Raw genomic sequence first — 23,485 nt, forward strand, 5'->3', positions numbered from 1 at the left:
GATTTTAAGCTTTAATAGAAGTCTTATATAGAGAAAATATCGTGGGGGGTTTTGAATTGATATTACTTATGAGGCTGTTCAACGGGAATTGTAATGATAAATTCTGCTCCCTGTTGAGGAGATGAAACACACTGTAACGATCCCCTGTGCTGTTCAGTGATAATTTGATAGCTAATTGACAAACCTAAACCAGTACCTTTACCCACATCTTTAGTAGTAAAAAAAGGATCAAATAACTTCTGTCTTACTTGTTCAGGAATAGCAGGGCCATTATTAACAATCCGAATCACTATTTGTTGAGCATTTAGTTGTTGAGTACAAATGTGAATTTGTGGTTGGTTATGTGTAAGTATTCCTTTAATTAATGAGTCTTCTAAAGCATCGAGTGCATTCGTCAAAATGTTCATAAATACTTGATTTAACTGTCCGGGATAGCACTCAACTAAAGGTAAATCACCATATTCTTTGATGACCTGAATCTGCGGATGATTAGCTCTGGCTTTGAAACGATGTTCTAAAATCATCAAAGTGCTATCAATACCTTGATGGATATCTGCTGATTTTAACTCGGCTTCATCTAGGCGTGAGAAAGTACGCAGAGAAGTCACAATTTGACGAATTCGTTCGGCACCAACTTTCATAGAATCAATCAGTTTGGGCAAGTCATCGATTAAAAAATCCAGGTCAATATCTTCAATTTCCTCTTGAATTTCCTCTTGAATTTCAACTAGGAAATTTGGGTAATGGCTGCGATAAAGTTGAAGTAAATTTAGTATTTCCTGGGTATAACTTTTGGCATGAGTCAGATTGCCATAGATAAAGTTAACTGGATTATTGATTTCATGGGCAACTCCAGCAACTAGCTGACCCAGGGAAGACATTTTTTCGCTCTGGATGAGTTGGAATTGGGTGGTTTGCAGTTCTTGGAGAGTTTGTGCTAATTCTATTGCTTGCTGTTGAAGTTGAGCTTCGGCTTGTTTGCGAGCAGTAATATCGTTACGAATAGCTACATATTGTTGAGGTTTACCTTGAGTATCTAGCAAGGGGACAATCGTTGTATCTACCCAATAATATGTACCATCTTTGGCTCTATTTTGAACTTCTCCGTTCCAAACTTTTCCTTGACTAATAGTTGACCACATCTCTTTAAAGAAGACTTGAGAGTGATAATCAGAATTAACAATTTTATGAGTTTTTCCAATTAATTCCTCTGGCTGGTATTGTGAGATTTGACAGAACTTATCATTAACATACTCAATAATTCCTAAATTATTAGTTACAGCAACAATAGATGATTGGTCTAAAGCAAATTTGATATCTGCCACTTCTTTAAGAGATTTTTGCAGAGCGATTTCTGCTTGTTTGCGTTCGGTAATATCGTTACGAATAGCTACATATTGTTGAGGCTTTCCTTGAGCATCTAGCAAGGGGACAATCGTTGTATCTACCCAATAATATGTACCATCTTTGGCTCTATTTTGAACTTCTCCTTTCCAAACTGTTCCTTGGCTAATAGTTGACCACATCTGTTTGAAGAAAGCTGTAGAGTGATAATTAGAATTAACAATTTTATGAGTTTTACCGATTAATTCTTCTGACTGATATTGAGAAATTTGACAGAACTTATCATTAACATACTCAATAATTCCTAAATTATTAGTCACTGCAACAATAGATGACTGGTCTAAAGCAAATTTGATATCTGCTAATTCTTTAAGAGATTTTTGCAGAGCGATTTCTGCTTTTTGGTGAGCATTAATATCTGTATGAATACCAACTAAACCGATAATATTACCAGTCGAATCTTTGATTGGATCTGCCCTTAACTCAACTTGTATTATATGATCTGTCGAACTTTGCATGGTGAGTTGACCACGCCATGATTGACCTCGCTTGATAGTAGTGAAGACATTGTGTGCTAGTTGAGGATTTTGGTAAACTGCGACTGGGCCACCAACGGCATTGAGTTGTTCAACAGTGTAACCGAACAAATTGATGAAGGCAGGATTATAATAAATTGCCTGACCTGTAATATCAGCGATCGCAATAGCATCACTAACACTTTCCATAGCCTTGCTAATGCTTAATAGAGTTTCTTCTGCTTTTTTTTGCTCGGTCATTTCATTATTAAGTGCTTTATTGATAACTTCTAACTCGCCTGGGTTAGATAGCATTAGCACTTGAGGTATGAGATAAATTAACGTCAACGCAGTATATATGGAAATAATCGCAGTGAAAGCTTTTAAAATACCTGCAATCCAGTAATCAGGATGCCAAAGCGTCCAAATATCCATCAAGTGTCCAGTACCGCAGGCAAGGATCAAAGCACCAAATAAGAGAAAAACTCTATTGAAAGGAATATCTTGACGTTGGGTAATAAAGTAAATTAGTAATAGCAGAATAGAATAATACGCCAGAGCAATAGTAGCATCAGAAATAATGTGCAGCCAAACTATTCCATGCCCATGAGCAATAAAAGTGTTTGAATTCAAGGAAGAGTTACAAAATGCCAACGCCATGCTAGATATTGATGATATTGTCCTAGATGATTTAACTTTAGTATTCCCAAATCATCACTAAAACTAAACTGGCATTTTCTAATCATTGATTTGGCAATTTAGCAGATATTACTCTTTGACATTTGAATATAATAAAATCCACTAAAAAACTTTAAGTATTATTATATAAATGACTATTAACCTAGATATAAATCAATACGGTTCAGTTAAGTGAATAGTAGCTTGGGTTGAGCGATAGCGAAACCCAACAAACCCTTGATCATGTTGGGTTTCATTCCTCAACCCAACCTCCACCCGTTTTGTTTTGAACCTTAACTGAACTGTATTGAGATATAAATCCCTAATTAGGGCTTGCTAAAAAAGTCTCTTAGTGGAGGTAGGGAACTCTTAACAGGGGACAGGAAACAGTTTTACCCTGATTTTTTGCCTCCAAAAAATTGGAGATGCAAGCTTTTTAAGCCTTCTATCCCAATTCTCTTGTACTTTTTTCCGAGAAATAGCCGCGAATTGGTATAACACCCTACCCCCTATCCCAAATGGATTATCTGCTGGTCATTCTCTGAATACGGACAAGCTTTCATCCTGGAGAAATGCTCATTCTTTATGGTTTGGGTTCCTGGTAAGGTACTGATTAGCCTTCAGGTAGGGTTGTGGGAGAAGCGATCGCTGTTCATATCGTACCTAAAAGTAAACAATATTCAAAAAAAAGACCAGCCTCCCACAGCTGGTCTAAAAATATTCATTCGCGTTGTCTTCTCAATTAGAGTGAAAGCCCTATTGCGCGTTCCCAAAGCGCAACGAGCAACTTTTCTTAACAATATTGTAACAGCCAACACAGTTTTTTTAGAAAAATTTACCAAAAAAAGATATGACTACTAAAATTCACCTCTATCTTTGAGAATATTTCAAAAAACTCTGGGGAGAGAGAAAAACATCACACGATGGATAATACCAAACCTTCAGAAGCTAATGAAGCTTGGGGAAAGGCAGATTTAACTTCCGTTTGCACCATATCTAGGAAATCATCATGATCATCTGGATGATGATGGGAAATTACTAGCTGTTTGACATCTGCCTTTTGCGCTATTTCCACCGCTACTTGCCACAGAGAATCAGCACATTCATGATCATGAGATGTGGGAGGAGTGTAGGTAGCATTAGCCACTAATAAATCTACACCCTGAACAAATTGCAGGATGTCATCGCGTTCTATTTGATCTGCGCGGTTACTTAAATCTGTAATATACGCAACACTGTAATTTTGCCAGTTGACTCGATAGCCTATGGAACGTTGAGTCTGATTAATGATTGCTGTTTTAACGGTAACATCGTCAAGTTTGACTTCACTGTTAGGAGTGATGTTTTGGAACTGTAATTCCGACTGCATGACCTGTAGAGGATAGGGAAAGTGGGGTTGCAGCATTTGGTCACACAGACATTGTTTGATAGAAGCACCATTAGAAGCGGCTGCACCGTAAATATAAAAGCAATTTTTGGGAATAAATGCAGGTGCAAAAAAAGGAAAACCCTGAATGCGATTTGATTGAGAATTAGTAAAAAATAAATGGGCTTCTAGTGGTTCTTGCAAATGCTGCCAAGTTTTACCCAGTATGCGTAAACCTGTACCACCGTCAAAAATTAAATTTTTACCAGCTACGTGTATTTCCACACAAGCCGTGTTACCACCGTAGCGATTCGTGTTACCGTCTGGGGTAGGAATCAAACCCCTGACACCCCAAAATTTTAAGACAAAATCACCCATAATGCTAGTTGGCGAATTGGCTGATTTTTCAGTTAGGTAGACCTGGGAACTTGACAGCTCAAGATTTGACATTTTTTTGTATTTAGACCTTATTGAGCAGGTCGTCGTAGTGGCGTACTTCCAAAATTTGGTTGTGTTCATCCACAAGGACTACAGTAGGAGTGTAACTTTTGATCTCCTCTGACGTAAACTGCCCGTATGTCATTATAATCACGCGATCGCCGATCATGCCTAGACGGGCGGCAGCCCCATTTAGTTCAATAATTCCTGAATAGGCTGGAGCTGGTATAGCATAAGTAATGAAACGCTCGCCATTAGCACTATTCACTACTTGCACTTGCTCGTAGGGTAAAATCCCAGCCTTTTCTAACAAAATTTTATCAACGCTGATACTACCCACATAATTAATGTTCGCGCCTGTGAGGGTGCAATTGTGAATTTTTGCTAAGAGAAAGTTACGCAGCATTTCTTTTCCAGTTATGTGGCAATTGGTATACTTGGCAACAAACACAAATTCATTAGTGCTGTTAGCATCACGGGGCGTAAACCTGTGATGCTAACAGCACTCATCAAGCAATCAGTTCTGGAGACTCTCTACTTTTTACTTTAGTCTGACCCAATAACGATTGCCCACTATCCCTTATAAGCTCTGATAGATTTGTCTACTAGAGCTGCAACCTTATCCACATCTTGCCAACCGAGGATTTCAGTGACTTTCTTTTCTAAATTTTTGTAACTGCGGAAGAATTCAGCAATTTCATCCAAGCGGTGTGGTGCTACATCCCGTAGGGATTTGACTTGGCTGTAACGTGGATCTTTGTCTGGTACACACAGAATTTTTTCATCGCGATCGCCACCATCCACCATTTCTAAAAAACCGATTGGTCTAGCAGGAATGATACAACCAGGAAAAGTGGGTTCATCCATAATCACCATACCATCTAGGGGATCGCCATCTTCCGCTAGTGTGTTAGGGATAAAGCCGTAGTCATAAGGATACTTGACTGAAGAATATAGCACCCTGTCTAGAGCAAAGGCTTGCAGGTCTTTGTCAAACTCGTATTTATTTTTACTACCGCCAGCAATCTCAATTAAAACATTGATGACACCGGGTTTTGGCTGGGCTGGAATACGGGATAAGTCCACAAGAAATTCCTCTTTTGTATTTCACTCAAAATTTATTGGGGACATACTCCCCGTGTAAAATTTTATGGCCAAGATGGACATTCTTCCCAAGTATTATTTTGAACTACATTAGTTTTTGATAGTAAAAAGCGTCGCTATCAAGATATGGCGACGCTTTTTACTAACTTTTTCTCCCTAATCAGGGATTTCCCCATTCGTAATGTCAAATTCTAAAGGTTTGAGCTAATAACGCAGATTTAGCTCAAAGTCGTATATACAGGAGTGCTGCTAAATCAAAATTTTTCTCCATATGCTTGAAACTGCTGGCTGGTGAAATTTCATAATTGATGATTTTGCTTATTGTTCACCTGCTGGTAGTTCATAAGTTATGGGTTGTTGACTTGTTGGAACATTGGTGGAATAGTAGGCAATGACAAACACAGGCAGTGTTAGGGTGACTACAGCTATTAATGTTCCCACGAAATCTGCCAAGCGATGGGAATACGTGTCGGGAGGTTTGGCAGACTGACTATCTGAATTCATACAGAATTGGAGTTACTCGCAATTTAATGATGGTTTTGCTCTCTAGTCGAGAGTCTCGATCCTATTTTAGCTACTTTCTATTGTCAAATGTGTAGCCGTGAAAAACATCAACCAACTAGGCAAGTGTCATAATTGAGTATTTCGTCATGGGTGCGCTTGATACATGATTGCAAACCAATGTTTTCCACTTGATTGAGTGCATGATATGTCACACTAGGTTAAATTTAGGTTAACAAAATCATCCAATGGGTTGAGATATAAATCTTTCAACCCATTATTTTTTTACCTGAATGTTGTCTATTAAAAAGTATTTTATCATTTCCAAAGGCTTTGTCTAAGCTATTTTTATCGATTTCGCCGGTTATTTACACTGGTGTATTAACCGAAATTATGCTGACATTAATATCGTTTTTGATTCATCAGAGCATATAAAGACGCAGTTTCTCATAATAGTATAAGAAACAGGCTAGCAGATTTCTATTCCTGAAAAATCCTACCGCAGAAATACATATAAATTACTTATTTTTGCCATTGCCCATTCAGTAATCACACGAAAAATGATATCTATATTCTCAATTAATAAATTTCAGTAATCTTACTTTAAATTTAGTCAACTGATATATATAGGAATTCGCTTTGATTCCTGAAATTATTTGCGTAGGGAGGGAACAGGGAACAGGGAACGGGGAACAGGGAATAGGAAAGAAGGAATCAAAGTGTACTGAGTTCTTTTCAAAAATCAAATAGGAATCCTATATAAGTATGTAAATCATTGACTAATGACTAATGACTAATGACTAATGACTAATGACTAATGACTAATTGGAAAAAACCGCCACTAAAGGGCGGTCTAGTTAAGCAATCGGAGGGTAATCTATAGACTAACCTCCTGATTGCGAGATTGTTGTAGCAGGTTTTGCACTCGCTTTTGCAGGAATGCTCACGATAAACTACTGTCTACCATAGGCACTCATTGGTTCTTTGATAAACCGAATATATAAATGTTTAAAAGTGGACTTAATGACTCTCGGCATAGCAAAATCAATGGGCATTAACTGATCTGGCAATCGCCAATCTGTGATTTGGAGTAAATCAGGGTGTAAGTTGGGAAAATCAATCTCCGCCAGTTCTGGACAAACGCCTAAGCGTTGAGAAGCAGCAACTGTAGGTACTTGATGGGGTGGAACATTGAGAATTTCAACCATCGCCCTATCTAGGGCAAAAACATTGGTAGCTGCGGCTAATATGCCTAAGTGCCGAGGTTCGCCACCACTAGGGCCATTACCTTCATGACCAATGATCCCGTCTAGGATAGTTAAATCAGGATTAATGGCTTTGGCAGTTTCCACTAACATTTCCCCAAAGCGGTTAGCATCTTTACCCGCTTCCATATGCCACCAAGCTTTCATTTTGCCTGGAACGCAACCAAAGAGGTTTTTAACTCCCAAAGTTAAAGTTAATTGACTATGGGATTTCACTTTGGGTAAGTTAATCACCACGTCTGCTTCTATGGCTTCCTTGCTGAGTAAGAGATGATTAAAGTTTTCACTCACGGTTTGATAACGCTGTCCGTGAAACTCTACAATAGGCAGATTTAATTCTTGAATGATGGGCTGATAGCCATTGGCTATAGCTACACCTTTAGCACTACCAAAAGCGGGACTATCACCTAAAAATGGTTTTCCGCCTGCGGCGATGACCATTTGGGCAACCGCATAAACCAATTCAGGGCGAGTGGTACACTCTTTTTGAGGTCGTGAACCGGTCAGTAAATTAGGTTTGAGTAAAACGCGTTGTCCTGGCTTGACAAAAGCCGCCATTCCGCCGAAAGGTTCTAATAAGGTGGTTAAAGATTCTTGTAAAGAATCCTTGGCATAAGAGTTAGCCCGGATAAGGCTGACAGGTGGTTTTAAATGTTGCATGGTAAATAAGTGCGAGTAATTAAGTGATGAGTGCTGAGTGGTGAGTGCTGAGTAATGAGTAATGAGTAATGAGTAATGAGTGCTGTTAGCGGTAGCGCGGCGTTTAGCAGGTGCTGAGTGAAGTTTTTCTTCCCCTGCTTCCCCTGCTCCCCCCCTGCGTTCCCAGTCCCCAGTCCCCAGTCCCCATTCCCTATTCTCCATTCCCTACAATCATGCTCATCTGTTCTAGATTTAACACAGCAGCTAAGTCGGCTTCACTCATCAAACCTTTTTCTAAGACTATCTGTCTTAAAGATTTGCCTGTTTCTAGGGATTCTTTGGCGACGGCGGCGGCGTTTAAGTAACCGATATGGGTGTTGAGGGCGGTAACTAAGGCTAAACTGCCTTCAGCGTAGGCTAAACAACGTTCTTTGTTGGCAGTAATTCCCTGGATGCAGCGTTCTGTGAGGGCGGCGATAGTATTACCGAGAATTTCTGTACTGTGAATCAGGTTATAGGCAATTAACGGCATCATCACGTTTAATTCTAATTGTCCTGCTTGGGCTGCAAGAGCGATCGCATTGTCGTAACCCATGACTTGAAAACATACCATTGATGTCATCTCTGCCATGACGGGGTTATATTTCCCTGGCATAATCGATGAACCTGGTTGCACTGGGGGTAGTTGAATTTCTTTTAAACCGGTTTTTGGCCCTGAATCCATGAGGCGCAAATCATGTGATATTTTAGCTAAATCTTGGGCTAAATTCCGCAATGCGCCGGAAACATTGACAAACGCGCCCATACTCTGCATTGCAGCCATGAGATGGGGCGCAGGTTGCAAAGGAAGATTGAGTAATTCTGAGAGGACTTCTACTACACGGAAACGATATTGGGGGTGGGTATTTAATCCCGTTCCCGCCGCACTTCCGCCCAAACCTAACACCATTAAGTCCCCAGAGGCGGCGTAAAGACGATTTTGGTGTTCGGAAAGGATTTGCGCCCAAGCCCGGAAGTTTTCGCCTAAACGGACAGGTACAGCGTCTTGTAGGTGGGTTCTGCCAGATTTAACGATATCTTGAAATTCTACAGCCTTGCTTTCTAAGGTAGCGATCGCTGTTTCTAAAGCTGGGTGCAATGTCCTTTGCAGTGCTAACAAGCCACCAATGCGAATCGCTGTGGGAATCACATCGTTGGTAGACTGTCCATAGTTGACATGATCGTTCGGACTCACCCGTTTGTAATTTCCCTTTTCATCACCGAGAATTTCTAAAGCCCGGTTAGATAAGACTTCATTAACATTCATGTGGTGAGAAGTTCCAGCACCGGCTTGATAAACATCTACCACAAATTGATCACGAAATTTACCCCCTAGAATTTCATCGGTGGCTTGTACAATTGCTTGACTAATATCTTGGGGAATACAACCAAGTTCACCGTTGACAATTGCTGTAGCTTTTTTAATTAATAGACAAGCATCTACGTAAGTAGGTAATGGTTTAAGTCCGCTAATCGGGAAGTTTTCGATAGCTCGTAAAGTTTGAATACCGTAATAAACATTACCCTGGATTTGGCGATCGCCCATTGAATCGCGCTCGATCCGAAAATCTGTATTGTCGCTCATATTATTGTTTAGATGATCTCAAAATACAGATCATGCCATGCAAATACACAAAAAATTTGATTATTCTCAAGATATTATGTTTCTTGAGAATAATAATTGAGACGACATGGCACACTAAAATAAGAGTAATGATAACTAGTAATGAATAACTGAACCAGAAAATATTATGATTAAAACACCAACTCGCAAGATATCTTTAGAAGAATTCTTGCAATTACCAGAAACTGAACCAGCTAGCGAATATATCGATGGTGAAATCATTCAAAAACCTATGCCTCAAGGTAAACACAGTATCCTGCAAGGTGAATTAGTAACTACAATTAATGGTGTGGTCAAACCTAAAAAAACTGCTTTAGCTTTCCCAGAATTACGTTGTACATTTGGCGGACGTTCCACTGTTCCAGATGTTGCAGTATTTGCTTGGGAGAGAATTCCTGTGGATGAAAAAGGCAATATTGCTAATGTGTTTAACACATATCCTGATTGGACAATTGAAATCCTCTCTCCCGAACAAAACGGGACAAAAGTTATTAGAAATATTCTACACTGCTTAAATTATGGTACTAAATTAGGTTGGTTAATTGACCCAGAAGAACCTAGTGTTATAGCGTATCCACCCCAGCAACAACCTATATTTTTAGAAAACGAGGAAGATGTTTTACCAGTTCCCGATTTAGTTAGTAATTTGCATTTGACTTTAGGACAATTATTTGGCTGGTTGAAACTATAAAAAACGTTAATAATGATATAAACTCTGAAATCGCCATACTCCAACAAGCGATATTAGGGGATTTATTTATAAGTTGGTTAATTTTAAATTTTACATTCGGATTGAAGTAGCGTGACTTTACCCAATTGGATTACTTTTTCTCGGTTACTGGGTGTACCATTTTTACTTTATGGACTGTACAACCCCACAGAACAATCTAGATGGATATGTTTAGCAATCTTTTTAGTAGCAGCGTTGACAGATTGGTTAGATGGTTATTTAGCCAGAAAACTGAATCAAATTAGTGATTTAGGTAAGTTTCTTGATCCCTTGGTAGACAAGTTTTTGGTATTAGCACCATTACTGGTGTTAGTGGAGTTGGGAAAAATCCCGGCTTGGGGAGTATTTTTGATTTTAGCGCGAGAATTAGTGATCGCAGGGTGGCGAGTTAATCAAACGACGATTAGCGGGGCGAATATCTGGGGTAAACTCAAAACAGTGAGTCAGATTATTGCGATCGCTTTGCTCATCGCACCCTTACCATCAAACTGGGAAACTCCTTCTCTCATTGCCTTTTGGATTTCTGTAAGTTTGACTTTAGTATCTGGGGTAATTTATCTATGGCCTCAAAATTCTCCCAGCAAGCAATCCCCAGAAACTAACTAACACTATCTCCTGGAATTATAGGACTTATATTGGTGTTCTCAGACGTGATAAATCGCCTCTCTATTTGAGATTCTGTACTAACACAATTTTATCTATTGATAACTTTATTGAAAACATATTTGTTCTCATTTTCAAAAATTCTCATCAGATACTCACCATAACTACTTTTAGCCATTGACTCAGCCAATTTACGCGCTTGAGATAAATCAATATATCCTTTCAAATAAGCGATTTCTTCGATACAAGCAATTTTTAAACCCTGTCTTTCCTCAAGAGTTTGAATAAAGTTAGTGGCTTGATGTAAAGATTCGTGAGTACCTGTATCTAACCAAGCATACCCCCTACCAAGTAACTCTACTTGTAGCTGATTGCGTTTTAGGTAAATCAAATTGACATCAGTAATTTCTAACTCATTACGAATAGAAGGTTTTAAGTTAGCAGCAATTTCTACTACTTGTGAATCGTAAAAATATATTCCAGGGACAGCATAATTTGACTTGGGAAATAATGGTTTTTCTTCAATATTTATCGTCTTACCATCAGCATCAAATTCAATGACTCCGTAGATTTGGGGATTTTTCACTTGATAGCCAAAAATCAATCCACCTGTTGTCAGAGTTGCTGACTTGACTAAAACTTCTGTCAAACCATGTCCATAAAAAATATTGTCACCTAAAATGAGGCAGACTGAATCATCACCGATGAAACTTTCTCCTAAAATAAAAGCCTGTGCAGGCCCTTCCGGTTCTGGTTGAGCAATATAACTAAAATTTAAACCCCATTGAGAACCATCTTGTAATAGTCTTTGAAATAGAGGTAAATCAGTCGGAGTAGAAATAATTAAAATATCCCGAATACCTGCCAGCATTAACACAGACAACGGATAGTAAATCATCGGTTTATCATAAACAGGTAAAAGCTGCTTACTGATAACTTGAGTTATAGGATAAAGACGTGTAGCTGAACCACCAGCGAGAATAATACCTTTCATATTTCATTCATTATAGGCATAAATATTATTCACTAAATTCATTATCTATTTTCGTAGTTTTGCTGTAACCATGCTTGATAATTTCTGGAACGAACTTGCTCTACCCAAGCTGGATTATTTAAATACCACTGCACAGTTTTTGTCAGTCCACTATCAAAGTTTTCTTGAGGAAACCAGCCTAATTCCTCGCTAATTTTTTGACAATCTATGGCATACCGACGGTCATGTCCAGGTCTATCTTTCACAAAAGTAATTAACGAGGAATAAGAAAAATCCGCTATAGGAATTAGTTCATCAAGAATAGCACAGATTTTTTTGACTACAGTCAGATTAGTTTGTTCATTTAACCCACCAATATTATAAGTATCGCCAATTTTTCCCTGTTTTAACACTAGATATATAGCTTGGCAATGATCAATTACATAGAGCCAATCACGGATATTTTGCCCATCTCCGTAAATAGGTAGTGGTTGACTATTAATAGCATTGAGAATTATCAAAGGAATCAGCTTTTCCGGGAATTGCATCGGCCCGTAATTATTCGAGCAATTAGTGGTTAAAGTCGGCAAACCATAGGTATGATAATAAGCGCGCACAAAGTGATCAGATGATGCTTTCGATGCCGCATAAGGACTATTAGGCGAATAAGGTGTATTCTCTTTAAATGCTGGTGCTGTGGGAGTGAGTGAGCCGTACACCTCATCTGTAGATATATGCAAAAATCGGAATTCTTTTTGTTGTTGTTCTGATAACTTCTGCCAATAAAATCTACTTGCTTCTAATAGCTGAAAAGTTCCGATTACATTAGTCTGAATAAAATCCTGTGGGCTAAAAATTGAGCGATCAACATGACTTTCAGCCGCAAAATTAATGACAGCATCAGGTTGATATTTCTCTAAAATATAACTAACCAACTCAAAATTATTAATATCTCCTTGGATAAAATGATAGCTGTTATCTGTTCGTAATGCCGCTAAATTATTTAAATTACTAGCATAAGTTAACTTATCTAAATTAACTACATTTGCCCAATTTAGTTTTCTTGCTAAAAGAATAAAATTAGCCCCAATAAATCCTGCTCCTCCTGTCACTAATATTGTTGGCATATGATGCAAATAATTGATTGAATATATTTTGACTTATAACAAAATTATGTCTTTGTTTGCTAAATTAAAATTAGTCGGTTAGGACTTGACTTATGTATCAAAAAGACCCTCCCCAGCCTGCCAAAGTAGCCCTACCTACTATGTATGATCTTCCTAGCGAATACCCAGAGGATTCTGGCTTGCCTGATGAATTTCACATTTTGCAATCACAGCTTTTAAGAGAAACTTTCTCTACCCCTAATTACCCAGCAGATAAAGTATTAGTTGCTACTGATTTAAACTTGTATTACGACACTCACAATCCCCTATGGTACAAACGTCCTGACTGGTTTGCAGTAGTGGGAGTTTCTCGTTTATATGAACAAAGAGATTTACGTTTAAGTTATGTCATCTGGCAAGAAAGTGTCGCTCCTTTTGTGGTGGTAGAATTATTATCTCCTGGGACGGAAAAGGAAGATTTAGGTAAAACTTTACGAGAAGTTAGTCAACCTCCGACTAAATGGGAGGTATATGAACGAATTTTGCGAATTCCTTACTACATCGTATTTGACCGCTACACAGATAAACTCCAAGCCTTCCAACTAGTCGCAGACATTTATCACCCCATTGACTTAAGTACACCACAAATTTGGATGCCGAGTCTGCAAGTAGGGTTAGGACTCTGGCAAGGTACTTACCAAGGAATTGAACGCCTGTGGTTACGCTGGTACGATACAGATGGTAATTGGATTCCCACGGCAGTAGAACTACTAGCACAAGAAAATCAACGCGCAGAAAAATTAGCTGCTAAGTTAAAAGAATTAGGCATTGACCCGAATCAGTTATAGGTACTGGGGACTGGGGACTGGGGACTGGGAACTGGGGACTGGGGACTGGGGACTGGGGGGTAAAAAGAGAAAAATCCTATGCCCAATGCCCAATGCCCAATGCCTAATGCCCCATATCTAATAACTAAGCTTGTAAAATTTCTTCATCAACGGAGAAGTCTATTTCTGCTTTATCTCTTCTGGTGGCTAAATAATCATTTTCAAAAGAGTCAGCTAGCCCGGAGATTAAATCGTATTGGGGCTGCCAATGTAATTCTGTTTGCGCTTTATGTACGGAAGCAAAGAAATGCTGTAGGCGCATCGGAAAAGCTTTGCGTTTACCGAAATCAAATTTTTTCGGGTCGTAATGGACAATTTTGATGTCATCTGGTGATTTACCGGCAGCTTGGGCGCAAGCACGGGCTAAACCATCAAAGGTAACGAAGCGATCGCCTGAAATGTTATACACTTGTCCGATCGCCTGCTGATTGCCAATCACCTGGGACATCGCCACAGCCAAATCTTTCACATGGCCTAGCTGAGTAATATGTAAGCCGTTACCAGGAATAGGAACTGGGCGATCGCGTACAATCCGATCAAAGAACCAACTTTCTAAATCATTATAATTTAACGGCCCGTAAATATAGGTAGGGCGAATGGAAGTAAACGGTAATCCCTGCTGCTGTAAATACGCTTCAGTTTCGTGTTTCCCGCGATGGCGGCTTTTTGGGTCTACCTTGTCACCTTCGACATGGGGTAATTGGTCAGATTTAAGATATACCCCCGCAGAACTCATATAGACAAAATGTTGCACCCGTCCGGCAAAAATCTCTGCTAGTGGTTGAGTATCAGCCAATTCCCGACCATTATTGTCAAAAATGACATCAAAATTTTCTGGTGATAATTTTTCCTTGAGCTGTGTAGGATCAGTGCGATCGCCTATAATTTGTCCTACTCCCTGTAAACTTGGCAGGGGACGATTACCACGATTAAACAGCACTACCTCATGTCCTTGTTCTACAAGTATCTGAGTCAGATAAACACCAATAAACCTGGTACCACCCATGATCAAAATTCGCATAAATTACCGACTCCTACGTATTTTTTAGGAACTAGAAGGGAGTAAAAAGTACAAAGATTTATTTTCTTTTGACTTTTGCCTTTCTCTTGCCCAATCTTCTTGAGGTTATCAGGTTGCCTATCCCTCTGGAACATCCACTAGAAGAAATACGTCTGGATTTTTAATCTGGGACGCTTCCTATTCCTCAATCGCAAAGGGAAACCTTGCAGTTAACCTCACACTCTGCTTGATATATTTTTTACATTTTAAAGTTAGCTGTGCCCTTGAAATATGCTCTTGTTCATGAGTGGCTCACACCAAAAGCCACCGGTGGTTCAGAATTAGTCGTAAGAGAAATTCTGAACCACGTTGAGGCAGATTTGTATGCCCTCATTGACTTTGAATCCACCAATCCTGACAGTTATCTATATCAACGTCAGATTGGTAGTACGTTTCTCCAGCATTTTCCCTTTGCCAAAAATGGGATTCAAAAATACCTGCCCTTTTTACCACTGGCAATTGAACAACTGGATTTACGCCAGTATGATGTTATTTTGTCTTCATCTCACGCTGTAGCCAAAGGCGTGATCACCACTGGCGACCAGGTGCATATTTGCTATTGCCATAGCCCTATGCGCTATGCTTGGGACTTAACTTTTGATTATCTACACCACAGTAAGTTGGGGCGTGGTGTAGCTGGGTGGATGACTCGCTACTTGCTTCATCAACTACGTCAATGGGATGTCCTAAGTGCAAACCGAGTTGACTCTTTTATTGCTAACTCTCACCATACAGCTCGGAGGATTTGGCGTTGCTATCGACGAGAAGCTACAGTCATCTATCCCCCAGTCAATGTGGAGCAATTTCCTTTTTTACCTCAAAAAGAGGATTTTTATCTCACTGTTTCCCGGTTAGTCAGCTATAAGCAAGTATCTCTAATTGTTCAAGCGTTCAATCAATTGCAGCGTCCATTGGTAATCATTGGTACAGGTTCAGAAATGAAACAAATTCACAAGCTAGCAAACTCTAATATCAAAATCCTGGGGTGGCAACCTGATGAAGTGGTAAAAAAATATATGGCTAGGGCTAAGGCATTTGTGTATGCTGCCTGTGAAGATTTTGGTATTGCTTTAGTAGAGGCGCAGGCTTGTGGTACTCCCGTGATTGCTTATGGTGCAGGAGGTGCTTTAGAAACAGTGAAAGATGTGCGATCCTTTAAAGATAATGGTACGGGGATATTATTTCCGCGCCAAACAGTAGAGGCATTAGTGGAGACAGTAGAGAAATTTGAAATTTATCAAGATGCTCTTAGTCCTGAGTATATGCGATCGCACGCTGCTCAGTTTTCACCCCAAGTTTTTACTCAACGTTACCTAGATTTTTTAAATAACCATCATAAAAAAGGCATTCTGGAACGTGACAGCCAGAATTTTTTGTAATTGTTTTTTGTGCTTTTGGCGATTTTACCCCAGAAGCACCTCCTTTTAGCTTTAAGATTGGGACTATGTGTGGTGTGGATTATTAAGGAGTATGATGACTGCCCAGAGCTCACTCCTCTCCGGTAAGCGACGCTTAAAAACAGATGCTAGCTCGTCTACGCGTTCTGTAATCAAGCGAGGTCAAAAAACAAAGACACCTAGACGAAAACCTCAAGGTTTGTCTTTTCTCAGTTTAAACGGAGAGTTTTTCAAAAGACTGTTCGACATTGTGTTTTCTTTGTTAGTTTTGATTCTGTTTTCTCCTGTCTACTTAATTTTGGCCTTATTGATTGCTTTAAGCTCGGAAGGCCCGATTTTTTACGTCCAGGAAAGAATAGGAAAAAATTATCAGCCATTCAATTGTATTAAGTTCCGTACAATGGTTCGGAATGCAGACGAAGTTCTCGTCCAAATGATGGAAACATCCCCCCAGTTGCGGCAAGAATTTGAAAGCAGTTTTAAGCTGAAAAAAGACCCTAGAATTACTAGAATCGGTCGTTTTTTGCGAATTACTAGCCTAGATGAATTTCCTCAGTTCTGGAACGTTTTAAAAGGGGATATGAGTGTTGTCGGCCCGCGTCCTCTAGTTGCAGAAGAACTACCGAAATACGGAATTCACATTGATCAGGTTTTAACTATCAGACCAGGAATTACCGGATTATGGCAAGTCTCTGGGCGCAATGACATTCCCTACCCCCGCAGAGTACAAATAGACCTGCATTATGTCAAAGCTAGAACCCTGTGGCTGGATTTATGGATTATCCTCAAAACCATTGATGTAGTCATTATGCCCAAAAATAATGGGGCATACTGAGATTAGGGCATAGGGCATAGGGCATGGGGCATGGGATGTTTCTCGGTTTCTTCCCTATACCCAGTACCCAATCCCTAATCCCTAATCCCTATTTCCCCAACCAATAATCAGTTACTTCATAACCAAGTTCCTCTAACATTTGTCGCAATAGAGGTAAACTTAGTCCGATGACATTGCTGTGACAACCTGCGATTTTTTCGACGAATAGACTACCAAAACCTTCTAAGGCGAATGCACCAGCACATTTGAGTGGTTCACCTGTAGCGACATAAGCTTGAATGGCGCGATCGCTAATTTGGGCAAAATAAACCCTTGTGACTTGACATTTTACTACAGTACGCTGTTGCTCCTGGTCAATTAGAACATGACCTGTATACAAATCACCAAAGCTACCCCGCATTAATTGCCAGCGTGCGATCGCTTCCTCTACATTTGCTGGCTTACCGTGAATCTTACCATCTATCGCTAAGACGGAATCACAACCCATAATTAAAGCTGATGTAAACTGTGGTGCTACAGTTTCCGCCTTGCTTTGAGCCAAAACCTTTACTAATTGAGCAGGTTCACTCAGTTGAACTTGTGACTCATCAAAATCACTAGGACTAACTATAGGTTCAATACCAACACTCTGTAGCAAACGCCGTCTCGCCGGAGAAGCCGAAGCTAGCACAAATTGGGGAAGTGTAATCATAGTCAATAGTCAAGAGGGAACAGGGAACAGGGAACGGGGAACAGGGAATAGGGAACAGATGAATGTTGATACTCAATGCCCAATGCCCAAAATTCTTCAATTTTGAATTTTGTAGGCGCAAGCCTTCCCGTAAGGGTATTTTGAATTTTGAATTGATTAGCCCAATGCCCCATACTCCATATCCAATCTCTATCTAGTACACTGAAAAAGAATTTACAACCTCTTCCATAGACTGTTTAACTTTTTGCCACCGCTTTTCAGGAATAGAAGCATTAAAGGTAAAAAGTTTACCTCGGTTCACTGCTACACTGGCGATATTGTGACGTTTTTGTTTATTGGGCAGAGTTACTAAATACTCCAAAATGTAATATTCTTTACCATCACTTTCTTTTTCTAAAGCATTGACTAACTCGGCTGTTCTACCAGAATCAGCAGGAGCTAAAGCGGCTTTACCTAGCTTATAGCCTACTTCTGTTGGTGTTCCTAATTGTTGTAAAGTCTTGTTCTCTGGGACAGGACTAATCACCACAGAGACATTTTCCGATACCTCGATTAAATCGTGAAATACAACATCAGGGCCATTCGCAACTTTTACCTGCAACCAGCCATTGGGGTATGAAAACTCATAGCCATCGGTTGTATCGACAAAGCTTTTGAATCCCGCAGCAGAGGCTACATCAGGATTACTTAGACTGAAACTTAACACCAATAGCAAAATAAATACAAGTCTTTTCCACATTTTTACAGTTTCCTTTCGGCTGGAAGCAACATAAACAGGCATAATTTCTCATTATTATTGTCCCATCAAGTGTGTCGATATGGGCATTGGGCTAATCAATTCAAAATTCAAAATACCCTTACGGGAAGGCTTGCGCCTACAAAATTCAAAATTAAAGGATTTTGGGCATTGGGCATTGAGTATCAACACCCTATTCCTTAATTCCCCATTCCCTCTTGACTAATGACTATTGACTAATGACTATTGACTAATGACTTACTATTGAATCTGCAAAACAACTAGCGTCATATCATCGTTGTTTTGTCGATCAGGGCCGATAAATTGCTGTACCTGATCAAATAAGTAATCAACAATTTCTTGGGGACTGTTACAGTATCGACAAGCTACTTGAAAGGCAGTTACAAAATTTTCTTCATCGAAGCGATCGCCACTCGCTGCCGCCGCATCGGTTAAACCATCTGTATAATAAACAACTGTGTCCCCAGGTTCTAATTGTGCATGGGCATCTTCATACTGGCTATGAGCATCTAAGCCAATTAACATTCCCAAGGTATCTAGCCGTGTAATAGTTTTCGTGGCTGCGTGCCACCACAAAGGCGGATTATGTGCAGCATTACTGTACGACAAAACCCGATTTTGGGGATTATATTCTGAGTAAAACAGAGTCACAAACCGATGAGAATTTTCCAAATCCGCATACATTACACGGTTTAAGTTTTGCAGAACGCTACCAGGGGAATTACCATGCAAAACTTCTCCTCGTAACATTCCCCGCATCATCGTCATAATTAAACCCGCAGGGACACCCTTACCCATAACATCCCCAATCACCAAACCCCAACGGCCATTATTTTGACTACCGTTAGTGATATGAGGATAAATCTGACTCTGACTAGTAGGAATAAAATCGTAATAATCTCCACCGACGCGATTAGCCGGTCTACAGCGTGCGGCTAAAATTGCACCAGGAATAGCAGGACATTGACGCGGTAAAAGTCGCCTTTGAATCTCCGCACCAATTTCTAATTCTTGATCTAAACGTTCTTTTTTCCTCAATTCTACTGCTAATTCGTCGTTTTCAATGGCTACGGCTGTTTGATCTGCCACTAAACGCACTAATTTTTGTCTAGTTTCTGTCCAGCTATACTCAGGATCACGACTGAGTACATATAGCCATCCCCTTTCTGTGTGCTTGACTAAAATCGCTGTACCAAAAATTTGTACACCCGGCCCTAAGTGATGGTGCATTTGCGCGTCTAATATGCCTGTAGCCGTAGCTAAGGGCGCGCTATTGGCTGCAAGTGTAACTTGGCTACTAGCTGTTTCTAAAGCTTTGCGAATATTCTTACGCTGGCGACTATCTTGCCAATGCAGCTGCTCTAGCCTAATTTGCCCATTGGGTTTGTAAAGAAATAACGCACTTCCATCAGCGTCTGTGACTCGTGTTGCCATTAATGGAATCAGTTCTAAAAACTGATTCAAGTTATTGAAACTTCTCAGGGCAAAACCCAAGGAACTCAGCAAATCTTGAATTTTATTTTGTTCCCGGTGCAACCTGGACACGAGTTCTTTGAGTGCTACTACTGGCGTGACCTCACTTGTTGTAGCACTATTATTACTTTCAGTAGGTTGAGACGGCAGTTGAGACACAGTTACAGTTAATATTGCACTGGAAAAATAGACTGGAGTTGACTTTTAAAATTTGGCGTTGACATTGCTAAACCATATTGGGTCAAGATTTGTCCTTTAGCAAGAGTAGAAAGACGTAAGACATAACTCCATACAAGTATTACATTAAGTTATAAAATTTATATCTCAAGTCGGAATGTTAATAAATGTATGTTTCTGCAAAGATTGTTACATAAAGACCGACCATGATTTTTACTGGTAAGGCAAAAGTTGATTTTTTATATCTTAATTAGCAAATCATACATCTTCAGAAACAGTTATTCTGAACTTATGCTGTTGGGTTTTGATCTGCCACAACAAAAACTATACATTTTGATAACACATAAATTGCAAAAAGCGTATTTTTAGAGGATTGTACCCGCAAGTTGGCAAATTAACCACAAGCATAATAGATGATGAGGACAAAATTGTTTTGTGTCAACATAATTTTGGCAATCACTAATTTTTCTTGGAAGAATATTGGGTGTAAAGTTCACTAGTCATGAGGCTGTTGTGGGTTCACATGGCTAATACTAATTTCTATGTTTTGACTACTGAAAATCAGGCATCATCACAAGACAATAATTTCAGCTATTTTGTAGTAATTGTTACTTTTATTTTTTTCGTTCTTGCCACAAAAAAGCAGGTTAAGGGTGTAGGTTTTGATGAAGCTATGATGATTTAGTTGCTTTTACATTCATTACTCATCACTGGAATAATACCTACACCTACAAAATCCTATTCCCCTAACTATGTGTATCAGTTTCCCTAGCCACTTAATAAGGCTTCAACAAATTCATAACTGGAAAAAGGACGTAGATCCTCGATTCCTTCACCTGCTCCAATAAAGCGGATGGGTAGACCTAGCTGTTGTACTACCGCTAGAGCTACACCGCCCTTAGCAGTTCCATCAAGTTTGGTTAAAACTACACCACTGAGTTGAGCAGCTTGAGAAAAAACTTCCGCTTGTCGTAGTCCATTTTGACCGAGAGTAGCATCTAAAACTAAAAGGGACTCAATTTTGGCATCAGGGGCTTTTTTGTCGATAATCCGCCGAATTTTGCTGAGTTCGTCCATTAAGTTTTTCTTATTTTGCAGTCTGCCGGCGGTATCAACCAAGAGTAATTCTGTGTTACGTGATTGGGCTGCGGCGATCGCATCAAATACCACTGCTGCTGGGTCTGTATTTTTACCAGGGTTAGCGATAACTTCGACACCACTCCTTTGACCCCAAACTTTTACCTGTTCTACCGCCGCCGCCCGGAAGGTATCTGCTGCACCAATCAAGCAGCGATAACCAGATTTTTGCGCGAGGTGAGAGAGTTTACCAATGGTGGTGGTTTTACCCGCACCATTTACTCCAGTAATTAACCAAATATTCAGGGTATCTTTCTCAGGGGCAAAACTGGCTTTATGGGTGGTTTTGAGGGGAGCTTCTAGCATCTCCCGCAGAATTTCTTTTAAGTAGGCGATCGCGGCTTCTGGTGGTGTAACTTCTTCTCGTAGTTTCTTCTGGAGTGCATTAATAATATGGTCAGTCGCCTCTACACCTACATCAGCTTGCAGTAATAAAGCCTCAATTTCTGCCACCGCCGCTTGATTGAGTGGCCCTTGTCCCACAATCGCCTTGAGTTGATTCAGGATATTGCGACGGGTTTTGTCTAATCCTTCCCGTAGCTTTTTGAGCCAAGTAATTTCTTCAATCGATATATCTTCTGCTCGTCTACCCTGTGAGGCTAATACTTCTGCTGACCAAACAAATCCTTCATCGAAATCCAGTCCGGGAATTGTTTCTAAGCTTTCAGATGTAGTTGCAGCTGGTGGAACTACTTCCGGTTGTGGTATTTCAATGGCATTGGCAATTAGTCTTTCTTGCTTGGCTTCCCTTTCTGCTGCGGCTCTCTCTAAAAAAGATAAAGGAGCTGCGGGTACTTCTTCTTGAGCAATTTCCGACTCAACAGAACTTTCGCTGGTTGTAACTGCTTCTACTAATTTTGTTGTAGCCTCAATTAATTCTGCTGACTCTTCAGTAGATGCAGCAACTTCTGGGGGATTTTCTGTAACTTCCGTTGTAGCTGTGGGCGTTTCTGTTTCAGATGGGGGAGCATCTGTAGAAACATCGGCTGATTCTGTTTGAGGCTTTTGCTTTTCTTGAATATTTTTATAAGCGGCTTTAGCAAACGCCAACAAGTCGGCCGTTGAGTCTGGTGCAGCGTCGGCTGTTGTTGATGACGTTGCGGCTGACTCTGGTTGGGGTTCTGGGGTTGCTGGTGTATCTCCTGGTTGTGGAGATGGGGAATCTTTTTCTTGACGATTGAACCAATTAAAAACCATTGCAGCTAGCGGTGTTAGTTGTTCTGTGAGGTATGAGCTATACCATTTATGAGTTATAAGCTATGAGTTTAATTTAACTTTTTACTCAGGTTTGGTGTGAAAACCTCCGGGTTATCCGCACCTGTTGCTGTTCCTCAATACCAACTCACAACTTACCACTCATCATGATGATCAGGTTAAGTTTTTCTTCCCACAAAGGAAGGCATAAATCAAACCATCATCCCAAACGAGATGATTTTACTTTCACCTTTTGCCCTTTGCCTTTTGCCTTTTTACTTTTGCCTTTTGCCTTTCTAAGCTGTTTGTTTCTGCTCTGTGACTCGACGCAGAACACCATTGATAAATCGGTGTCCTTCATCGCCGCTATATCGTTTTGCTAATTCTACCGCTTCGTTAATAGCCACTCGATCTGGAAGATTGAGGAAGCGCATTTCTGCTACAGCAATCCGCAGGATATCGCGATCAATTTGAGCTAAACGGGCCACTTGCCAATCTACCAAAGCTAGAGAAATTTGCTCATCAATTACCGTCCGGTGTTCGCTGACGGTTTGGACAAGTTTGATGGCGTATTTACCGACTTCCCGATCCTGATTAGCCAGTTGAATCAATTCAGGAAACTCTAGTGCTGCACCTAACTGATTAATGGCAGTTTGGGTATATTCTATTGCTTCTTTGAGCATGGTTCTAGCCGTATTCAGGTCTGAGGCACGAGTTTCACTAGTTAACAGGCGATCGTGACTACGTTGTAATTCCCCAGAGGCATTATCTAAAGTGTCTTGTACTTCTGCTCTCAAGGTGCGTACTGTTGCTAACACTAGTTTAGGCAGGTGTTCTTCTGTCAATTTTTTAGGATTGACAGGTAACTGGCTCAAGCTTAAAAGTGCCAGCTCACGGGCTATTTGTTGAGGTTTACGATCTTGCATAAGAATTTCAGTGTTTCCGTACTAAT

General features: G+C 40.0%; 22 protein-coding genes. 7 read left to right on the forward strand and 15 right to left on the reverse strand.

Features of this window, described 5'->3' with window-relative positions:
* Positions 1-62 precede the first annotated feature (62 nt).
* Positions 63-2,492 (reverse strand): PAS domain S-box protein, encoded by a 2,430-nt coding sequence (locus tag ACQFX9_RS02790; RefSeq protein ID WP_427160601.1) that lies wholly within the window; start codon positions 2,490-2,492, stop codon positions 63-65.
* A gap of 630 nt (positions 2,493-3,122) precedes the next feature.
* Between ACQFX9_RS02790 and ACQFX9_RS02795 the strand changes: the two genes are divergently transcribed.
* Positions 3,123-3,398, forward strand: coding sequence for a hypothetical protein (locus tag ACQFX9_RS02795; RefSeq protein WP_427160602.1), 276 nt, complete (start codon positions 3,123-3,125; stop codon positions 3,396-3,398).
* A 55-nt stretch (positions 3,399-3,453) separates the two neighbouring features.
* Here ACQFX9_RS02795 and ACQFX9_RS02800 read toward each other — a convergent pair whose 3' ends face one another.
* From ACQFX9_RS02800 to ACQFX9_RS02825, 6 genes are all read right to left on the reverse strand, one after another.
* Positions 3,454-4,353, reverse strand: a complete 900-nt coding sequence (locus ACQFX9_RS02800) for an MBL fold metallo-hydrolase (protein WP_427160603.1) — start codon at positions 4,351-4,353, stop codon at positions 3,454-3,456.
* Between the two features lie 10 nt (positions 4,354-4,363).
* Positions 4,364-4,747: an aspartate 1-decarboxylase gene (panD, locus tag ACQFX9_RS02805; protein ID WP_427160604.1), complete on the reverse strand. Its 384-nt coding sequence runs from the start codon at positions 4,745-4,747 to the stop codon at positions 4,364-4,366.
* 167 nt (positions 4,748-4,914) lie between these two features.
* Positions 4,915-5,427, reverse strand: coding sequence for an inorganic diphosphatase (locus ACQFX9_RS02810; RefSeq protein ID WP_236142172.1), 513 nt, complete (start codon positions 5,425-5,427; stop codon positions 4,915-4,917).
* 336 nt (positions 5,428-5,763) lie between these two features.
* Positions 5,764-5,949 (reverse strand): hypothetical protein, encoded by a 186-nt coding sequence (locus ACQFX9_RS02815; protein ID WP_236142171.1) that lies wholly within the window; start codon positions 5,947-5,949, stop codon positions 5,764-5,766.
* A gap of 950 nt (positions 5,950-6,899) precedes the next feature.
* On the reverse strand, positions 6,900-7,871 hold the full coding sequence (locus tag ACQFX9_RS02820) for a DUF362 domain-containing protein (RefSeq protein ID WP_427162776.1): 972 nt from the start codon (positions 7,869-7,871) through the stop codon (positions 6,900-6,902).
* Positions 7,872-8,061: 190 nt separating this feature from the next.
* Positions 8,062-9,474 (reverse strand): aspartate ammonia-lyase, encoded by a 1,413-nt coding sequence (locus ACQFX9_RS02825; protein ID WP_427160605.1) that lies wholly within the window; start codon positions 9,472-9,474, stop codon positions 8,062-8,064.
* Between the two features lie 166 nt (positions 9,475-9,640).
* On the opposite strand from ACQFX9_RS02825, the gene ACQFX9_RS02830 reads away from it, so the two are divergent.
* Both ACQFX9_RS02830 and pgsA read left to right on the forward strand, forming a co-directional pair.
* On the forward strand, positions 9,641-10,204 hold the full coding sequence (locus ACQFX9_RS02830) for a Uma2 family endonuclease (protein ID WP_427160606.1): 564 nt from the start codon (positions 9,641-9,643) through the stop codon (positions 10,202-10,204).
* 111 nt (positions 10,205-10,315) lie between these two features.
* Positions 10,316-10,849, forward strand: a complete 534-nt coding sequence (gene pgsA / locus ACQFX9_RS02835; protein ID WP_427160607.1) for a CDP-diacylglycerol--glycerol-3-phosphate 3-phosphatidyltransferase — start codon at positions 10,316-10,318, stop codon at positions 10,847-10,849.
* A gap of 88 nt (positions 10,850-10,937) precedes the next feature.
* Here the strand turns inward: pgsA and rfbA are convergent, their stop codons facing one another.
* Both rfbA and rfbB read right to left on the reverse strand, forming a co-directional pair.
* The gene (rfbA, locus tag ACQFX9_RS02840; RefSeq protein WP_427160608.1) at positions 10,938-11,840 is read right to left on the reverse strand and encodes a glucose-1-phosphate thymidylyltransferase RfbA; all 903 of its coding nucleotides are present in this window, start codon (positions 11,838-11,840) and stop codon (positions 10,938-10,940) included.
* A 41-nt stretch (positions 11,841-11,881) separates the two neighbouring features.
* The gene (rfbB, locus tag ACQFX9_RS02845; RefSeq protein WP_427160609.1) at positions 11,882-12,946 is read right to left on the reverse strand and encodes a dTDP-glucose 4,6-dehydratase; all 1,065 of its coding nucleotides are present in this window, start codon (positions 12,944-12,946) and stop codon (positions 11,882-11,884) included.
* 92 nt (positions 12,947-13,038) lie between these two features.
* Between rfbB and ACQFX9_RS02850 the strand changes: the two genes are divergently transcribed.
* The gene (locus ACQFX9_RS02850) at positions 13,039-13,773 is read left to right on the forward strand and encodes a Uma2 family endonuclease (RefSeq protein ID WP_427160610.1); all 735 of its coding nucleotides are present in this window, start codon (positions 13,039-13,041) and stop codon (positions 13,771-13,773) included.
* A 124-nt stretch (positions 13,774-13,897) separates the two neighbouring features.
* Here ACQFX9_RS02850 and ACQFX9_RS02855 read toward each other — a convergent pair whose 3' ends face one another.
* Positions 13,898-14,833: an NAD-dependent epimerase/dehydratase family protein gene (locus ACQFX9_RS02855; protein WP_427160611.1), complete on the reverse strand. Its 936-nt coding sequence runs from the start codon at positions 14,831-14,833 to the stop codon at positions 13,898-13,900.
* A gap of 257 nt (positions 14,834-15,090) precedes the next feature.
* On the opposite strand from ACQFX9_RS02855, the gene ACQFX9_RS02860 reads away from it, so the two are divergent.
* Together ACQFX9_RS02860 and ACQFX9_RS02865 are read left to right on the forward strand one after the other, a co-directional pair.
* On the forward strand, positions 15,091-16,251 hold the full coding sequence (locus ACQFX9_RS02860) for a glycosyltransferase (protein ID WP_427160612.1): 1,161 nt from the start codon (positions 15,091-15,093) through the stop codon (positions 16,249-16,251).
* Positions 16,252-16,345: 94 nt separating this feature from the next.
* Positions 16,346-17,104 carry a sugar transferase gene (locus tag ACQFX9_RS02865; RefSeq protein WP_103138857.1) on the forward strand — a complete coding sequence of 253 codons (759 nt, stop codon included), beginning with the start codon at positions 16,346-16,348 and terminating at the stop codon, positions 17,102-17,104.
* A gap of 88 nt (positions 17,105-17,192) precedes the next feature.
* Here the strand turns inward: ACQFX9_RS02865 and ACQFX9_RS02870 are convergent, their stop codons facing one another.
* From ACQFX9_RS02870 to ACQFX9_RS02880, 3 genes are all read right to left on the reverse strand, one after another.
* A complete protein-coding gene (locus tag ACQFX9_RS02870; RefSeq protein WP_427162777.1) occupies positions 17,193-17,792 on the reverse strand; it encodes a Maf family protein in 600 nt (199 codons plus the stop codon).
* A gap of 196 nt (positions 17,793-17,988) precedes the next feature.
* Positions 17,989-18,534 (reverse strand): photosystem II reaction center PsbP, encoded by a 546-nt coding sequence (gene psbP / locus ACQFX9_RS02875; RefSeq protein ID WP_427160613.1) that lies wholly within the window; start codon positions 18,532-18,534, stop codon positions 17,989-17,991.
* 258 nt (positions 18,535-18,792) lie between these two features.
* The gene (locus tag ACQFX9_RS02880) at positions 18,793-20,184 is read right to left on the reverse strand and encodes a PP2C family protein-serine/threonine phosphatase (protein WP_427160614.1); all 1,392 of its coding nucleotides are present in this window, start codon (positions 20,182-20,184) and stop codon (positions 18,793-18,795) included.
* Between the two features lie 541 nt (positions 20,185-20,725).
* Here ACQFX9_RS02880 and ACQFX9_RS02885 point away from each other — a divergent pair.
* Positions 20,726-20,887, forward strand: a complete 162-nt coding sequence (locus ACQFX9_RS02885; protein WP_427160615.1) for a hypothetical protein — start codon at positions 20,726-20,728, stop codon at positions 20,885-20,887.
* Between the two features lie 83 nt (positions 20,888-20,970).
* Here the strand turns inward: ACQFX9_RS02885 and ftsY are convergent, their stop codons facing one another.
* Both ftsY and nusB read right to left on the reverse strand, forming a co-directional pair.
* On the reverse strand, positions 20,971-22,536 hold the full coding sequence (ftsY, locus tag ACQFX9_RS02890; protein ID WP_427160616.1) for a signal recognition particle-docking protein FtsY: 1,566 nt from the start codon (positions 22,534-22,536) through the stop codon (positions 20,971-20,973).
* A 293-nt stretch (positions 22,537-22,829) separates the two neighbouring features.
* Complete coding sequence (gene nusB, locus ACQFX9_RS02895; protein ID WP_427160617.1) at positions 22,830-23,459, reverse strand: transcription antitermination factor NusB; 630 nt, start codon at positions 23,457-23,459, stop codon at positions 22,830-22,832.
* Positions 23,460-23,485: the final 26 nt, after the last annotated feature.

Source organism: Aliinostoc sp. HNIBRCY26 (genome assembly GCF_050235535.1).
Taxonomy (GTDB): Bacteria; Cyanobacteriota; Cyanobacteriia; order Cyanobacteriales; family Nostocaceae; genus Trichormus.

Coding starts and splice junctions, on each gene's coding strand:
- ACQFX9_RS02795 (WP_427160602.1), top strand. CDS start 3,123: ATGGTTTGGGTTCCTGGTAAGGTACTGATTAGCCTTCAGGTAGGGTTG.
- ACQFX9_RS02800 (WP_427160603.1), bottom strand. CDS start 4,353: ATGTCAAATCTTGAGCTGTCAAGTTCCCAGGTCTACCTAACTGAAAAA.
- panD (WP_427160604.1), bottom strand. CDS start 4,747: ATGCTGCGTAACTTTCTCTTAGCAAAAATTCACAATTGCACCCTCACA.
- ACQFX9_RS02815 (WP_236142171.1), bottom strand. CDS start 5,949: ATGAATTCAGATAGTCAGTCTGCCAAACCTCCCGACACGTATTCCCAT.
- ACQFX9_RS02820 (WP_427162776.1), bottom strand. CDS start 7,871: ATGCAACATTTAAAACCACCTGTCAGCCTTATCCGGGCTAACTCTTAT.
- ACQFX9_RS02825 (WP_427160605.1), bottom strand. CDS start 9,474: ATGAGCGACAATACAGATTTTCGGATCGAGCGCGATTCAATGGGCGAT.
- ACQFX9_RS02830 (WP_427160606.1), top strand. CDS start 9,641: ATGATTAAAACACCAACTCGCAAGATATCTTTAGAAGAATTCTTGCAA.
- rfbA (WP_427160608.1), bottom strand. CDS start 11,840: ATGAAAGGTATTATTCTCGCTGGTGGTTCAGCTACACGTCTTTATCCT.
- rfbB (WP_427160609.1), bottom strand. CDS start 12,946: ATGCCAACAATATTAGTGACAGGAGGAGCAGGATTTATTGGGGCTAAT.
- ACQFX9_RS02850 (WP_427160610.1), top strand. CDS start 13,039: ATGTATCAAAAAGACCCTCCCCAGCCTGCCAAAGTAGCCCTACCTACT.
- ACQFX9_RS02855 (WP_427160611.1), bottom strand. CDS start 14,833: ATGCGAATTTTGATCATGGGTGGTACCAGGTTTATTGGTGTTTATCTG.
- ACQFX9_RS02865 (WP_103138857.1), top strand. CDS start 16,346: ATGACTGCCCAGAGCTCACTCCTCTCCGGTAAGCGACGCTTAAAAACA.
- psbP (WP_427160613.1), bottom strand. CDS start 18,534: ATGTGGAAAAGACTTGTATTTATTTTGCTATTGGTGTTAAGTTTCAGT.
- ACQFX9_RS02885 (WP_427160615.1), top strand. CDS start 20,726: ATGGCTAATACTAATTTCTATGTTTTGACTACTGAAAATCAGGCATCA.
- ftsY (WP_427160616.1), bottom strand. CDS start 22,536: ATGGTTTTTAATTGGTTCAATCGTCAAGAAAAAGATTCCCCATCTCCA.
- nusB (WP_427160617.1), bottom strand. CDS start 23,459: ATGCAAGATCGTAAACCTCAACAAATAGCCCGTGAGCTGGCACTTTTA.